Source organism: Vibrio sp. G-C-1 (assembly GCF_021728015.1).
GTDB classification, from domain to species: Bacteria; Pseudomonadota; Gammaproteobacteria; order Enterobacterales; family Vibrionaceae; genus Vibrio; species Vibrio splendidus.
The window spans coordinates 269,864-284,523 of the sequence record NZ_JAKKCR010000003.1 but is presented as its reverse complement, the minus strand read 5'-3'; the positions used below and the strand labels follow the sequence as shown (position 1 = coordinate 284,523).

Below are 14,660 nucleotides of genomic sequence, written 5' to 3'. Positions count from 1 at the left end.
CCCCCACTAGAACACATACCCTCTGCTTTTGATCGCTGTTCGCCCACGGCTATCGAGTCAAAACAACCATCAAGTAGCGCCTTATTGACGGAGGCCGTTCCTGCAATAACATCAGCTATGTCAGCTTGATCAAACACTCAAAAAGCACTTAAAAATAGCGAAATATCAACCTATTTCAATATCTTGACCAAATTAGGACAACCTTTTCTGAAATCTAAAATATACTAATTTCATAGAGCTTCTCATTTGGTTCTGTAGAACTTAACGCATTCGATTGTAGAGTTATCACGTAGGAGATAGACATGAAGAAAATTGGTTTGATGGCTGTATTTGCCGTTGTGTTGGGCGGTTGTGCAAACGACTATGCAGAATATAGCGAAGGCCAACGTGTTTCAGTCGCTAACCCAGCCGCGGTTTATTGTGTTCAACAAGATGGTGAATTAGAAACCGTAACTGAAAACAATCAACGCACCACTTATTGCGTGTTTGATAACGGTGAACGTATCGAGCAATGGGAATACTACCGCAACAACCATGAGCAAAAAGAAGAAAGCTCAACTGCGACATCGTGAACTGATGACGTCGCACCTGTAAACGACGTTATTCTGTCACGAATCCCACCTAATCAAATCACATAACATTACGTAGACTGACCGCTACCAAGCGGCAGTTTACCGTACCCCCACACCAATTGAACAGTGTTTTATTTATGACATTACCCTGACATAGCCCTAACCGAGGCCGATAGAATGCCTGCCTGTTACAAACATTTACAAGTAGTGTTGATTATGAAAATACAAACAAAATCGAAAGAACAAAGTCATATGTCATTTGAGATACCAGAGTTCAATCTATCTCAATCGACCTCTGAGGTAATCTACAAACGCTGTCAAACAGCACTGGTGGTTTTAGCGATTGGTATAATAGTCAACCTTGCAATCCGCATTGATTTCGTTTTCTTGAATGGGAAAATCGGTGAAAATTCAGTCACTGAAATGCTACAGCAATTTCTTTTGATCGTCTCCTCTGGTGCATTTGCTTACCTCGCTAAAAAGCGCCCTGAGGTAAAGCACGCCGCTATGTTAATCAGCGCGTTTTTTGCCGTAATGTTCATCCGAGAACTAGACCATTGGTTTGACATGATTACTCACGGTGCTTGGGTATATCCCGCAATTCTCACAGCCGGGAGTGCAATTTTTTATGCACTTAAAAATGGTAAACAAACTATCGAACAACTGGCGCTTATTTTAGCTTCACCGCACATGAACCTTCTGGTTACTGGTGTAATGCTTCTGCTTGTTTTCTCTCGTTTATTTGGCATGGGAAGTTTTTGGCATGGCGTAATGGGCGAGCATTACATAAGAAATGTAAAGACTATCGCAGAAGAAGGCACTGAACTTTTGGCTTACTGCCTGATTGCGTTTGCGAGCTTAAAGACCGTTATTGGCATCACGAGAAAGAAATAAACATCTATCGCCACCAGCGATGTGTGTGATCCGATTCTGGGTCTAAATAACGATTCAATAAAGTCAGGTTAGTATCTAGTAGAGCTAGGTATTCCCTGACTTTTTTTATATCGGCACCCACGGAAGTCTGCTGGATACAGCCCTCCAATACTGGGAGTAAGCTGTCGACGATGTCAAAATGAGGTGCCCCCTTTACTAACGCCTTTACAGCTATCAGTGACTCCAACGACAGTCTTTCAGGCTCCCCCCTAACTAACTCCAAATCTCGCTTGAATGTGCCCGCAGAAACACCTTCAAGATAAACTCGATAGGTTGTCAGCACATCCATCCACAAAAACAATTGCCCTTGAGTATTTTGATGAGGATATGGCACAGCAACATGAGCTTCTAGCTGAGGACCGATTTGTAGTTCCACCCCAAGTGCTGAGCACTTCTCGACCAAAACCTTAAGCAAGCCTTGTTCGTCCATTAGTGATTGGATCTCGAAAATACGTTGTAAATGGTAGTCATTCGAAACGAACGTCACCTTCACACTCTGCCCGCGGGTAAACAGTCCACTTTCAATCATCTTTGAAGCTAAGTTCTGAATGTTCTCAACCGTATTTGTCGAATTCTGCTCAAGCAAAATCGCCCCCAAGGAAAACGGATATTCTCGCTGGCTTTCCAGAATTCGAAAATACTGGTGCATTGCATCCGCTTCAGAGGTGGTTTGACCTTTTGTCACCCCACCACAAAATGCAACACCCGTTTTCTGAATAGACTCTTCTGCCAAAGGCCCCGCCAGATACTCCACCAAAGCATCAACTCGACTGATGCCTTCATCAGTCAATTTATTCCCATTAAGTCGCTTACCTAGCACAATAAGGAGGTGATTAATGCTCATTTTATGTTCAAGTCTCGTTTTAGTGATTAGATGGAGTGAATTATGTATACAATAGTTCTTAACAAAAGTATTTTTAAATTCCTAAATGTAGCTCGCAATAATGCTCACTATTGATAGCAACATCTTAAGGTACACAAGAATCAACGTGCAGCTATATAAAGCAAAAATAGCACGGTCTTGTATTTCATCGAACTACACGCTTGTTAACATTAATCTCATTGAAAGAATACGCTCACTCAAAGAAGTGAGGTTAACAAAAGATATACTTTAACCAGAGTTCGTTCATCGAACCGTCTTCACAGGAAGTTACTATGCTGTCTATTTTTGATATCTACAAAATTGGGGTTGGCCCGTCCAGCTCCCACACAAATGGACCAATGATCGCTGGGTTTAACTTTACCCAAAAAATTGATGCTCAGCTTAAGCAAGTGAAGCGTATTCAAATCGACTTATATGGCTCGTTATCATTGACGGGTATTGGTCACCACACAGACAGAGCAACTTTGTTAGGTTTGCTCGGTAATCGCCCCGACACTATTAAGATTACCAGTGCTAACCAAGCAATGCGTAAAGCGATTGAAGATAAATCTCTACTGGTTAGCGGTAACCATGAAATTCACTTCGATGTAGAAAGCGACTTACTCTTCCATAAAACTAATCTTCCGCTTCATGAAAATGGCATGACCATCTCTGCCTTTGACGCGAGCGGTAGTCTTCTAGATATGGAAACGTACTACTCAATTGGTGGTGGCTTTATCGCAACCGCTGATGAGCTACAAAACGGCAAGCAAGAAGCAGAAACACAAGTTGAGTTCCCTTTTTCTTCTGCCGACCAACTACTTGAATTGTCAGAGCAGCAAGGGCTTAGCCTTGGTGGCTTAATCCTGCGCAATGAAGTGTCTTTTCAAGATATGGATGTAATTGACCAAAAAGCCGACCAAATCTGGAAGGTGATGTCTTTGTGTATGCAGCGTGGCTTTGATACTGAAGGTATTCTTGATGGCGGACTAGAAGTCACCCGTCGAGCGCCAGCTCTTTTGAAAAAGTTGGAAGCGAACGCTTCGATTGAAAATGATCCAATGGAGATCATGGATTGGATTAACCTGTTTGCCTTTGCTGTAAGCGAAGAAAACGCAGCGGGTGGCCAAGTGGTAACATCTCCAACCAATGGTGCGGCTGGCGTTATTCCTGCGGTATTAATGTACTACCATCGTTTCATTAAAGAGCTAGACACCAAGCAGTTGAAAGACTTCTTGGCAGTCTCTGGCGCTATCGGCATCCTATACAAAACCAATGCTTCAATTTCTGGTGCAGAAGTAGGTTGTCAGGGTGAGGTCGGCGTATCTTCATCAATGGCTGCTGCTGGCTTAACCGCTTTGCGCGGTGGCAGCAACGAGCAAATCTGTATCGCAGCTGAAATCGCAATGGAGCACTCTCTGGGCATGACATGCGATCCGATCGGCGGGCTTGTTCAGGTGCCATGTATCGAACGTAACGCCATGGGGGCAATGAAAGCCATCAACGCATCACGTATGGCTCTAAAACGCACCAGCAAGTGTCTTATCTCGTTAGACAAGGTTATCGCAACCATGTACCAAACAGGTAAAGACATGAACAAGAAATACCGTGAAACGTCTTTAGGTGGTTTAGCGGTGATCCACATGGCGCCACCGTGTGAATAGCTAGATGCGGTGACCAATTAAATGCGGTGACCAGTTAGATGCGGTGACCAGTTAAATGCGGTGACTAGCTAGATGCGATGAATAGTCGAGATACAGAGAATAGTTGAAACGCAATACATCGTTGACACGCACCACGAGAAACCGTCTCACTCAGAACCGTTATTGTAAACTTAGTTTTCGATATCCAAACAAAAGCCAGCCACCAAGCTGGCTTTTTTATTGGCTAAAATCCAACAGCCAATTGAAAGTGATACTCACTTGAACATTTTACAAGATGACCAATGCTAACTTTTCCTTTATCCGTTCATTACTTAACCACAAATGAAGGTGGTTAAATTTCTCACAGTTATGCATCCATTATCAAAATCTAACATTGCAAATTTCATTCATGAGAAATATCAATGCACTCATAAGAAAAGGTATATCGAGTAAAGTTCTGTTTGGGATGCATGTTTCATTTTATGTATTGCTAGTGATGGTATTATAATTAGGTTATTACACTACATCTTAATACTAATGTGAGAATAAAATAATGTGGAATAGATTAAACAAATCAATGATGTTCTGCCAAATGATGTTTGGACTTTCGTTCTATGGCGTCATGGTGATCTTGACTCGTTTCTTCCTTGAAGATCTTAACTACAATGAAGCCGACACAATGATGGTTGTTGGTGCTTTCTCTGCAATCGGACCGCTATTTGCTATTGCAGGTGGCTTCATCGCCGACAAATTTTTAGGCGCATACCGATCGTTGACCATTGCCTTTCTAGGGTTCGCAAGTGGTTATGCTCTACTGGTACTCGGTGCCGCGGCGACCAATGTTCCAATGGCATTATGTGGTATTGCTTTAGCGAGTTATGCGCGTGGTTTGATGTCCCCTTCTTACCCAAGTCTTTACAAACGCACGTTCAAAACTCAGGAAGATTTCGAAAACTGCTACCCTATCAACTACTCAGTCAACAATATTGGTGCGCTTTTAGGCCAGTACTTGTTCCCGATGCTAGTGCTTGTTGTTGGTTTCCACGGTGGCTTCCTTCTTTCAGCTGCTCTAGCAGGTGCCGCACTTCTGATGATGCTCTTTGTTCGCAAAGGCCTTGTTGGAGCAAGTGCTGAAATCGACCAAAAACCAGTAAGTACTAAACATTGGGCTGCATTCCTTGGCCTTTCTGCTGCAATGATTGGTTTGGTATTCTTCATGTTTTCTAACATGGATATCGGCCAGAACATCGTATACGCAATTGGTGGTGCAGCGATCATCTACTTTGTCTCTTTGATGATGAAATCGAAGAAGTCAGACATGCTGAAAATGGGCACGATCTTAATCATCACATTCCTGACGACATGTTTCTTCGTGTACTACGGTCAAATGATGACATCGATGACAATGGTTGCAATCAACACAATGCGTGGCGATCTATTCGGTTTCATCCCTGTAGCACCTGAAGCGTCGATGGCAATGAACCCACTTTGGTGTATGGTTGCAGGCCCTATCATTACGGGCATCTTCTCTAAACTAGAAAAGAAAAACATTCATTTCTCTACCGCAACCAAAGTAGGTTTCTCTTTCATTCTGACGGCGATCGCTTTCGGTATCTTAACGATGGCAGTAACAACCGTTGGTGAAGATATTCTGATTCGCCCTGAAGTGTTCCTAGCAATCCACTTCTTCCTAGCATTTGGTGAGGTTATTGTTGGTTCTATGGTTGTTGCATTCATTCTGTCTGTTGCACCTAAGCACATCGAGAACTTCTCAGTAAGCTTATTCTCTGTCGCAATCGCACTATCAGGCATTGTTGGTGCTGTATTCTCAACGTCTATTGCACTTGAGAAAGGCCAAGAGATCACACAAGAGATCGTTCAAACGGTTTACGGTGATTACTTCCAACTATTAACTATCCTAGCGGTAGTAATGGTTGGTATCGCAATGGCTGCATCGTTCATTATTCGTAAGATGCTAGAAGCAGCGAAAGCCGCTGATGAAACGATTGAACTAGAGCAAGCAAACAGCTAGTAACACTCTTATTCAACAAGCTCGTTCATCAAGCCCTTTAGTTTTCTAAAGGGCTTTTTTTCGATATGGATATCAAGATAAATAGATGTCAGGATTAGTAGGTAACTAGATGGAGGTTCAGGTTACGTTGCGCTGTGTAAATAAAAGTAAATGATAACCATTAGTATTGAGTGTTTTCCTGTTCAGGATTATGATGTGAAAATCAAAATCTAAGAGAGCCTTATATGAGCAAGCCTAGCCCTATCACATTAACCGTTACTCAAACCTCAACCATTACACCGAATATGCAGCGTATAACGCTTAGCGGTGAAGGATTAAGTAAGTACCCAACCGAATGTGCCGGCGGCTACATCAAGCTTTTGTTCTCGCCACTCGGCACCACAGATTTAAGCCAACTGAACGAAGGTGAGCGCCCAACCATGCGCACTTACACCATTCGTCAATACAACCCAGTAGAAAAGTGGATTGAGGTTGATTTCGTTCGTCACATCACCACAGACCTGCAATGTGGCTTTGCTGCAAGATGGGCAATGAACGCAGAAGTAGGTGACACAGTTTCAGTGGCAGGCCCTGGATTAATTCAAGGGCTGAATCTAAAATCGGATTGGTTCTTCTTGGTGGCAGATATGACGTCGCTACCTGCGCTCTCTGCCAAAGTAAAAACACTTCCGGAACACGCAGCAGGTCACGCTGTCATTCAGATCAATTCAGCAGCAGACAAGCAAACACTTGAAGTACCTCAAGGTATAAAAGTCACTTGGCTGATTGAAGATGAAACCTCAGAATCACTTTCACAAACCGTGCGTAACACCGAATGGTTAGAAGGGCAGGTTTCAGTATGGACAGCGTGTGAGTTTGAAAGCATGCGCGAGCTGAGACAATACTTCCGAAACGAAAAAGAAGTCGCGAAAGAGAACATCTACATCAGTAGTTATTGGAAGCGTGGCGTCACTGAAGATGGCCACAAAGTGTTGAAGCAACAAGATGCTCAAGCTTTAGCAGGTTAAGTCTGCTATACCAATCACAGTAAGTAAGTGAACAGAAATAGCGCAGAAAAAAAGCTTGAGAACAAGGCTGAATTTTTCGATAAGTAGTTATTCTACAATCAAAAATTCTAACGAAGTTATCAAGTTTTTTAACAAGCTAGGGTGACCAGTTATTTGCTACGATTGGTATTACTACATACATCTTTTTGCTAGACAAATAGAAAACGCCCTTAGCGAAGTTCATCTCGTTAAGGGCGTCTTAGTTTGAATCCGATGAAAATCAAAGTCGAAGTGTAAGATTAGATACTCTCACCCACTTCAATCTCATAACCAAGATCCAGCTTTGCCACCCATTCATTGTTACCTTGCAAACGCGCTACAACTTGCTCTGCAGCGACTTTACCGATCTGCTCCCTAGGTGTTACTACAGTCGCTAAACGCGGCGTCATCGCCACGGTGATGTCGTGTCCGTGGAAGCCTGCAATCGCCATCTGCTCTGGTACCTGAATACCACGTCGTACACACTCGTAAAAAGCACCAATGGCCAAATCATCGTTAGTACAAAAAATGCCATTCACTTCAGGGTGCTTCTCAAGTAATTCACCAATCAGCTTTGCACCAAGAGTAAACGAGGAAGCGTCTTCCGTTTGCAGCGTTACTGGCGTTTTGTCGGCTTCTTGCATCGCATGCTCATAGCCTGCCATTTTCAAGCGAGTACGTTCATCCATACGTGCCGCTAAGTAAGCGATATTGGTACGCCCTCGGTCGAGCATGGTTTTAGTCATCGATCTTGCCGCTTCGAAGTTATCAAAGCCGACGGCTTGTTCAATTCTTGGCGATACCGAATCCATAATCTCAATCACTGGGATAGAAACAGTCTGCAGCATCTTACGCGCTCTATCAGTGTGCACGTTTTCTGAAAGGATAATCGCATCAACGTTGTAAGAAAGTAGCGAAGCGATGCTCTGCTCTTCCAGTTCTGCGCTATAGCCATAGTGGGCAATCATGGTTTGGTAACCCGCAGGCGCGGTGACTTGCTCAATACCACGAATAACTTCAGCAAAAACTTGGTTAGTTAACGAGGGGACCAAAACACCAATCGCATTGCTTTTTGCGTTGGAAAGAATGTCTGGTGCGCGGTTAGGGATATAACCTAGCTCGTCTACTGCATCGCTGATCTTATCTCGCAGTGCTTCTGATACTTGAGAAGAATCTCTCAGGCAGCGACTGACGGTCATTTTGGTGACACCAACTAGGTTGGCAACATCTTGTAATGTGGGACGTTTTTTCTTATTCGACATAATTAGTAATTATTATTTTTGAGTTATGTTACTGGTAACAGTGTATCCGACTGACGTGGAATTTGAAGCCTAATTTAGTAAAATGTTGATACAGCGTCAAAATTACAAACGCCCTCTTGTTGAGGGCGTTATTGATTGTTTAAGCGTTTACTTTTACTTCAGTTCTCGGAGACTGACTCCAAGTGACATGGAATTTTTCGGCTTCCTCTCTATCGACTCGCGAATAGGTATGAGAACCAAAATAGTCACGTTGCGCTTGCAATAGATTCGCTGGTAACACTTCACAGCGCAGAGAATCAAAGTAGCTTAATGCAGAACTGATCCCCGGCATCGGCACACCATACAAAGCGGAGTTAGCAACGGCGATACGCCAAGCAAGCTCACGCTCTTCCACTTGTTTGATGAAAACCTCGTCAAACAACAGGTTCGCCAGCTCACCATTTTGTTGATAAGCCGATGTAATACCTTGTAAGAATGCTGCACGAATAATACAACCTGCTCGCCAGATCTTAGCTATTTGAGTGAAATCGAGATTCCACCCCTCTTTGTCTGACGCTGTCTTTAATAAATCAAAGCCTTGTGCATAAACAGACAGTTTGGCGCAATACAAAGCATCATGAAGCTCAGAAATAACCTCTGTTTTATCCAACTGACTCGCATCGGCAACATTGCCTTTTAGCAGTTTGCTCCCTTGAATACGTTGTGATTTTTGACCGCTCATCGCACGTGCATAAACCGCTTGAGCAATGGTTGGGGTTGGACACCCTTCTTGAAGGCTGTTAACTGCTGTCCACAATCCCGTGCCTTTCTGCCCTGCTTTATCAAGTACAACATCAACAAATGCTTTACCCGTAGCCAAATCTTCTTGTTGAAGAATGTCGGCACTGATTTCCATTAAGTAGCTATTAAGTACACCGTTGTTCCACTGTTCGAAAACTTGGCCAATCTCTTGAGCTGGCATTTCAAGTACATCACGCATGAAATGGTACACTTCGCAAATAAGCTGCATGTCGGCATATTCAATACCATTGTGTACCATTTTCACATAGTGCCCTGTACCAGAAGGACCAACATACGCAGCGCATGCTTCACCCGCTTCAAACTGACCAACCGGTAGCCCATTAGCATCCACTTTTGCAGCAATCGCTTCCCACATCGGTTTCACATATTGCCAAGCTGATTGGTCGCCACTCGCCATCAGCGCAGGGCCAACACGAGCGCCTTCTTCACCACCAGAAACGGCGGTGCTAAAGAAGCGCAGTTTGCCTTTGTAGCTCACTTCGCGTGCCTCGGTATCTGTCCATAAGCTGTTACCTGTATCGATAACAATGTCGTCATTTTCTAAGCCAGCATCAAGCAAGCTATTCACGACGATATCGACAGGTTTTCCAGCAGGAACCGACAAAGCGATTACACGCGGCTTCGCGAGCCCTTGCAGCACATGCTCAAGGCTAGTCCCTTGTGTGAACTGACCTTTACCAGTAAACGATTCATTAAGCAGCTTTGCTTCTGCACTAGCGCGATCAATATTGTCTGTATTCAAGTCAAAGCCAGCAACGTTAAAGCCGTTATCCAATAGGTTGAGCGCAAGGCTTTTGCCCATAACGCCTAAACCAATCATCGCGATGTCATTTTTTATCTGAGTCATGGTTTAACCTATCTGCTTAATTTGTTTGAGTGCACTTTCTACGACTTGCTCAACATCTTGCGATATATCGACAAATAGCGCTTCATCTAGCTCAGGTTCAACCAAGGTTGCGAATTGGCTTTTCAACATTTCTTGGCCATTAAAGTAATGGTTTTCACGAGCTTTATGGCGATTCCAAATCGTATCGAAACTGCCCTGAAGGTATATAATCACTAAGTCTTCATTGTCCTCTCGCAGAATCTCGCGGTATTGAGGTTTCAATGCAGAGCATGCAATCACAGCACTTGGCTGCTCAATGTATTGCTTGTTGAGTGTTTCTAGCCATCCTTGACGATCTTCGTCAGTCAGCGGAATACCTTGACGCATTTTTTCTACATTGCTTTGCGGATGGAAGTCATCGCCATCAAAGAATTGAAGCTCTAAAGCCTGTGCGATACGGCTACCAATTAGGCTTTTTCCGCATCCAGATACGCCCATCACGAGTATTTTTTTGCTTTTCATAAGGCAAGCCTTCCCTAAGCCCCAACCAAAACAGGGGCTGACAATCGAATCTAATAGTTAAACTTGTGTTGCTGATGATCGGTTCCTGAACATTAGATTCGCTCTGGAACCTTTGCTGTTATTGCCACCAAAGCGCGAGCTGAGGGAAGATAATAACCAGTGCCAACACCAATACTTGAAGTGCAATGAACGGCAGTAGTGAAGAGAAAATCTCACCTAAGCTGATGTCTTTTGGTGCTACCGATTTCAGGTAGAAGGCCGCGGGACCAAACGGTGGTGACAAGAACGACACCTGCATGTTTAGACAGAACACAACGCCGAACCATACTGGGTCGAACCCAAGGCCAGTGATGATTGGTACGAAGATTGGCATTGTTAGAAGTGCCACACCTACCCAGTCAAGGAACATGCCTAGAACCAGTAAGATAGCCATCATGATTAATAGCGTTACTGTCGCGTTACCGCCACTGAGCGCAAGGATGGTTTCTTCAACAAAATCAATACCGCCCATCAGGTTGTAAATACCAACCAATGCACTAGCACCGATACCAATCCACATGATCATGCCGCAGGTACGCATAGTTGCGATGGCACTCTCTTTCAACATGCTGAAATTCAACTCACCACGGATAAGAGCACTGATCATGATACCAACCACACCCAAAGCCGAAGCTTCTGTTACTGAAGCGATACCCGTGTAGATACTACCTAGAACTGTTGCTACAGAAAGCAGTGGGAAGAACAGAGCCTTGAAGTAGCTTGGCTGATTTGCGATATCTTCTTCTGTCTCATCATCACTAGGAAGAGGAGCCAGAGAAGGATTCAGCTTACAGCGAATCAATACGTAGCCGATGTAACAGCCCGCAAGGATAAACGCTGGCAAGAAAGACGCTTTGAACAGGTCTCCAATCGATACACTCGCTGTCATACCGTAAATGATAAGTACGATACTCGGTGGAAGCATAGTGCCTAGTGCGCCACCTGCACAGGTTGTACCGATAGCAAGCTTACGGTCATAACCTAAACGAAGCATTTGTGGCAGTGCGAGAATACCCAGTAGTACCGTTTCACCACCGATAACGCCTGACATCGAAGCCAATAGAACCGCGACTAATAAGGTTTGTACTGCCACACCACCACGAACCTTACGACCGACAGATTTCATTGCATCAAACAAATCGCGAGCAATGCCCGAACGGTCTAGTAAAGCGGCCATCAATACAAACATCGGTACCGCGAGGAACACATAACCAGAAGCAAAACTGTAGGTACGGCTTGCGATCAAAGGCAGGGCATCAGGACCAAACCAACATAGAGTGAAGAAAATTGCGACAAAGCCTGTTACGAACGCTAGCTGCATACCGGTCAGTAGCAAGCCAATCATCATAACCAGCATGAGCAAGCTGCCCCATGCGATACCAATAGAAGATAAATCAAACATCGTCATTCTTCCTTAGACCCATCAACTCTTGGATTAGGTGCAATACAAACTGGACAACAAGAACACACAAAACGACAAAAATCAGGCCTTTCAGCAGCGCAGGATAAGGCGCGTTTAACACTGAACCTGATGTTTCAAGGCGGAATTCACCCCATGGTGCAAACCACGCTTCTTCCGCAGTGAAGTAAGCTGCATAAGCGAGCATGCCTGCAAAGGCCAAACCCACAATGTGGTGAACAAGATTAAGATATTTACGTGCTTGGTTAGACACTGAATCGTAGATAAGAACCACACGTACATGCTTATTTGCAGCAAACGCGTAGATGCCACCAATAATGAATAAAGAACCACCGATGAAAGAAGCTGTTTCATGTACCCATGTGGTCGGGGCATCGAATGCGTAACGCATCACAACTTCATAAAATGAAATCAATACAGTAAAGATAAAAAACCAGCTCACGAGATTACTGAACTTTATAACAAAACGATCAAGCGCATTTCTTGGTTGCTCGTCGTTTTCAGCTGGGGCATGGGGAGTTTTGTCTGTCATGGGCCAAATTTCCTGGGAGAATACGGGAGAGCAATGCCCTCCCCCGTCAGTAAACTAAGTTTAAATTACAGTAAGCCGTTTTCTTCTAGGAACACAGTCACTGAGGTGTAAACTTTCCCTGCGTTATCAGAACGCTCTGCAAATACTTTCCATTGGCCTTTCGCGATTTCACGGAACTTCTTACGCTCTTCTTGAGACCAATCATGGATAGTGATTTCTGGGTTCGCTTGAGCTTCTTTCAGTGCCGCTTGGTCAGCCATTTTCAGCTGAGTCGTCATGTCGTAAGAGAAGTCACGCACTGATGTTTGCAGCATTGTTTGTAGATCAGCTGGCATCTTGTCCCATTTCTTCTGAGAAATAGAGATATCGATAAGCGGTAGTGAATGGAAACCCGGTTGAACTGGGTGTGTTGCAATGTCGTTCATGCCCGCTTTTTGGTTGGTAGAGAATACCGTGTAGTCCGCTGCATCAATTACGCCTTTGCTTAGGCCAGTAAATACTTCAGAACCTGGCAGGTTTACTGGAGTCGCACCCGCGGCTGCAAATACTTGTTGTACTAGGCCTTCAGGCGCACGCAGTTTAAGACCTTTAAGATCCGCTACACCGTCGATTGGCTTTTTAGAAATGAATGATTCAACGCCGGTTGTTGAAGCACCAACGAACTGAACACCGTAAGGCTTGTACAGTTCAGTCATTAGCTCATTACCACCTCCGTAGTTCATGTACTGAAGCAGCTGTGTTGTGTCTGACCATGCACCAACCATGTTACCGATAAGACCAAAAGCTGGATCTTTACCAGAGAAGTAACCTGTTGCTGTGATGTGACCATCTAGGATGCCCATTTTGATCGCGCCTAGCGTTTCTGTGTGCTTAACCACAGCACCAACAGGAAGTAGATCGATATCGATACGTCCGTTAGACATCGTTTCTACGCGCTCGGCCCACTTCTGCTGAACCTTGAAGTTCAAATCACCAGATGGATCTGAAGATTGAATCTTAAGTTTAAAGTCTGCAGCCATTGCTGAAGTAGCAAATAGACCAGTGAGGGAAGCGGCAATCAGCGTTTTAGTCAGAGCTTTCATTTGGGTATCCTTATGAGTTTCACAGAGTCCGGCTTGTTATTATATGTTACCGGTAACGTTGAGATGGATGTTACCGGTAACTTTACAACCTTGTCTATGAGAAGGATCACATCTTTAACATTAGTAAAACGTTTGCTATCAATAAGAAAAATGTGACTAAAAAGTCACATTATAGGTTGGAGGTAGGATTTAATTTCTTTTTAAGTCAGTGAGATAACTAAACCTGCAATGATAAAAACGACGCCTACACCGCGAGTGGCGTGCCACTTTTCCTTTAAAAAGTAGATCCCCATCACTACGCCGAAGATGATACTTACTTGCCTTAGAGCGACAACCAAGCTGACATTTTCAGTCATGGTCATCGCAAACAGCACCAAGCCATAAGTCGAAGCCATCATGATGCCAGCAAGTGTTGCTCTTTTACGCAATAACCAAGCATTATGAAATTCGATTTTTTGATTCGACACGAGCAACCACAGGCTCAGTGGAATCACAATCACCCAAAACTGAATGCCCAGATAGAAGATCGCTGTGTGCTTGTTAGTTATAACTGGTGTGCTCAAAGGATCGAGTAACAGAAGCGCTTCTTTATCAATAATGGAATACCCCGTGGTACCGATGGCGGCGATTAACGCCCACAGTACGCCAAGATTCAGGTAGGCCTTGAGCCTTAATTCAGAAAACTGCTTAAGCGGGACAAACAAACAACCTAATGTGATCAGTGCAAAACCAAGCCATTGATTAAGCGACAACTCATATCCAATCAACACCGTGCCTAAACCCACCATCAACACGGGCAGTGCTCTTGCCATTGGGTAAATCACGCCGATATCAGCCTGTTTATAGGCTGCGCCCAAGCCGATCAAATAGATGATTTGGCAAATCCCGCTCAAGAAAACCAGTTGCCAAAACGGAAGTAAGATATTTGATAGCCCTACACTGTGAACATACCAGATCAAGTAAGGCGTCAATATCGCGGCAGCGGCAAAGCCAGAGGCTAAGAAGAAAGACGAGCCCGAGCCTTGATTAGATTTACCTAGAACATTCCAACCCGCATGAAGCAGAGCCGAAATGATCACGATGACAATGGCAGAGAATTCCATTTCATT

Annotated in this window: 13 protein-coding genes; 5 read left to right on the top strand and 8 right to left on the bottom strand. The window is 44.2% G+C overall.

Translation table 11 applies throughout. The features are described from left to right. Positions 1 to 302 precede the first annotated feature (302 nt). A complete protein-coding gene (locus L3V36_RS06625) occupies positions 303 to 572 on the top strand; it encodes a DUF333 domain-containing protein (RefSeq protein ID WP_017094985.1) in 270 nt (89 codons plus the stop codon). Positions 573 to 788: 216 nt separating this feature from the next. After that, complete coding sequence (locus L3V36_RS06620) at positions 789 to 1,466, top strand: hypothetical protein (RefSeq protein ID WP_029406448.1); 678 nt, start codon at positions 789 to 791, stop codon at positions 1,464 to 1,466. 4 nt (positions 1,467 to 1,470) lie between these two features. Here L3V36_RS06620 and L3V36_RS06615 read toward each other — a convergent pair whose 3' ends face one another. Continuing rightward, complete coding sequence (locus L3V36_RS06615; RefSeq protein WP_065682337.1) at positions 1,471 to 2,349, bottom strand: YdcF family protein; 879 nt, start codon at positions 2,347 to 2,349, stop codon at positions 1,471 to 1,473. A gap of 311 nt (positions 2,350 to 2,660) precedes the next feature. Between L3V36_RS06615 and L3V36_RS06610 the strand changes: the two genes are divergently transcribed. From L3V36_RS06610 to L3V36_RS06600, 3 genes are all read left to right on the top strand, one after another. Beyond that, a complete protein-coding gene (locus tag L3V36_RS06610) occupies positions 2,661 to 4,031 on the top strand; it encodes an L-serine ammonia-lyase (protein WP_004730160.1) in 1,371 nt (456 codons plus the stop codon). A 532-nt stretch (positions 4,032 to 4,563) separates the two neighbouring features. Continuing rightward, positions 4,564 to 6,042, top strand: coding sequence for a peptide MFS transporter (locus tag L3V36_RS06605; protein ID WP_208774706.1), 1,479 nt, complete (start codon positions 4,564 to 4,566; stop codon positions 6,040 to 6,042). A 224-nt stretch (positions 6,043 to 6,266) separates the two neighbouring features. Beyond that, entirely contained in the window at positions 6,267 to 7,049 is a 783-nt protein-coding gene (locus L3V36_RS06600) for a siderophore-interacting protein (protein ID WP_208774704.1), read from the top strand. 278 nt (positions 7,050 to 7,327) lie between these two features. Here the strand turns inward: L3V36_RS06600 and gntR are convergent, their stop codons facing one another. The 7 genes from gntR to L3V36_RS06565 all read right to left on the bottom strand — a co-directional run bounded on the left by gntR (position 7,328) and on the right by L3V36_RS06565 (position 14,654). Further along, entirely contained in the window at positions 7,328 to 8,329 is a 1,002-nt protein-coding gene (gntR, locus tag L3V36_RS06595; protein ID WP_208774702.1) for a gluconate operon transcriptional repressor GntR, read from the bottom strand. A gap of 139 nt (positions 8,330 to 8,468) precedes the next feature. Continuing rightward, positions 8,469 to 9,977, bottom strand: coding sequence for an NADP-dependent phosphogluconate dehydrogenase (gene gndA / locus L3V36_RS06590; protein WP_208774700.1), 1,509 nt, complete (start codon positions 9,975 to 9,977; stop codon positions 8,469 to 8,471). A gap of 3 nt (positions 9,978 to 9,980) precedes the next feature. Then, positions 9,981 to 10,478: a gluconokinase gene (locus L3V36_RS06585; RefSeq protein WP_208774698.1), complete on the bottom strand. Its 498-nt coding sequence runs from the start codon at positions 10,476 to 10,478 to the stop codon at positions 9,981 to 9,983. Positions 10,479 to 10,596: 118 nt separating this feature from the next. Next, positions 10,597 to 11,919, bottom strand: a complete 1,323-nt coding sequence (locus L3V36_RS06580) for a TRAP transporter large permease subunit (protein ID WP_017059512.1) — start codon at positions 11,917 to 11,919, stop codon at positions 10,597 to 10,599. Continuing rightward, complete coding sequence (locus L3V36_RS06575) at positions 11,912 to 12,469, bottom strand: TRAP transporter small permease subunit (protein WP_017079674.1); 558 nt, start codon at positions 12,467 to 12,469, stop codon at positions 11,912 to 11,914. Before L3V36_RS06575 ends, L3V36_RS06580 begins: the two co-directional genes overlap by 8 nt. Before the next feature lie 65 nt (positions 12,470 to 12,534). Next, positions 12,535 to 13,551 carry a TRAP transporter substrate-binding protein gene (locus tag L3V36_RS06570; RefSeq protein WP_009845626.1) on the bottom strand — a complete coding sequence of 339 codons (1,017 nt, stop codon included), beginning with the start codon at positions 13,549 to 13,551 and terminating at the stop codon, positions 12,535 to 12,537. Between the two features lie 200 nt (positions 13,552 to 13,751). Continuing rightward, positions 13,752 to 14,654 (bottom strand): EamA family transporter, encoded by a 903-nt coding sequence (locus L3V36_RS06565; protein WP_208774696.1) that lies wholly within the window; start codon positions 14,652 to 14,654, stop codon positions 13,752 to 13,754. Positions 14,655 to 14,660 lie beyond the last annotated feature (6 nt).

Excerpts from the sequence above, each read along its gene's own strand:
- L3V36_RS06625 (WP_017094985.1), top strand. The coding sequence starts at position 303 with ATGAAGAAAATTGGTTTGATGGCTGTATTTGCCGTTGTGTTGGGCGGT.
- L3V36_RS06620 (WP_029406448.1), top strand. The coding sequence starts at position 789 with ATGAAAATACAAACAAAATCGAAAGAACAAAGTCATATGTCATTTGAG.
- L3V36_RS06615 (WP_065682337.1), bottom strand. The coding sequence starts at position 2,349 with ATGAGCATTAATCACCTCCTTATTGTGCTAGGTAAGCGACTTAATGGG.
- L3V36_RS06610 (WP_004730160.1), top strand. The coding sequence starts at position 2,661 with ATGCTGTCTATTTTTGATATCTACAAAATTGGGGTTGGCCCGTCCAGC.
- L3V36_RS06605 (WP_208774706.1), top strand. The coding sequence starts at position 4,564 with ATGTGGAATAGATTAAACAAATCAATGATGTTCTGCCAAATGATGTTT.
- L3V36_RS06600 (WP_208774704.1), top strand. The coding sequence starts at position 6,267 with ATGAGCAAGCCTAGCCCTATCACATTAACCGTTACTCAAACCTCAACC.
- gntR (WP_208774702.1), bottom strand. The coding sequence starts at position 8,329 with ATGTCGAATAAGAAAAAACGTCCCACATTACAAGATGTTGCCAACCTA.
- gndA (WP_208774700.1), bottom strand. The coding sequence starts at position 9,977 with ATGACTCAGATAAAAAATGACATCGCGATGATTGGTTTAGGCGTTATG.
- L3V36_RS06585 (WP_208774698.1), bottom strand. The coding sequence starts at position 10,478 with ATGAAAAGCAAAAAAATACTCGTGATGGGCGTATCTGGATGCGGAAAA.
- L3V36_RS06580 (WP_017059512.1), bottom strand. The coding sequence starts at position 11,919 with ATGTTTGATTTATCTTCTATTGGTATCGCATGGGGCAGCTTGCTCATG.
- L3V36_RS06575 (WP_017079674.1), bottom strand. The coding sequence starts at position 12,469 with ATGACAGACAAAACTCCCCATGCCCCAGCTGAAAACGACGAGCAACCA.
- L3V36_RS06570 (WP_009845626.1), bottom strand. The coding sequence starts at position 13,551 with ATGAAAGCTCTGACTAAAACGCTGATTGCCGCTTCCCTCACTGGTCTA.
- L3V36_RS06565 (WP_208774696.1), bottom strand. The coding sequence starts at position 14,654 with ATGGAATTCTCTGCCATTGTCATCGTGATCATTTCGGCTCTGCTTCAT.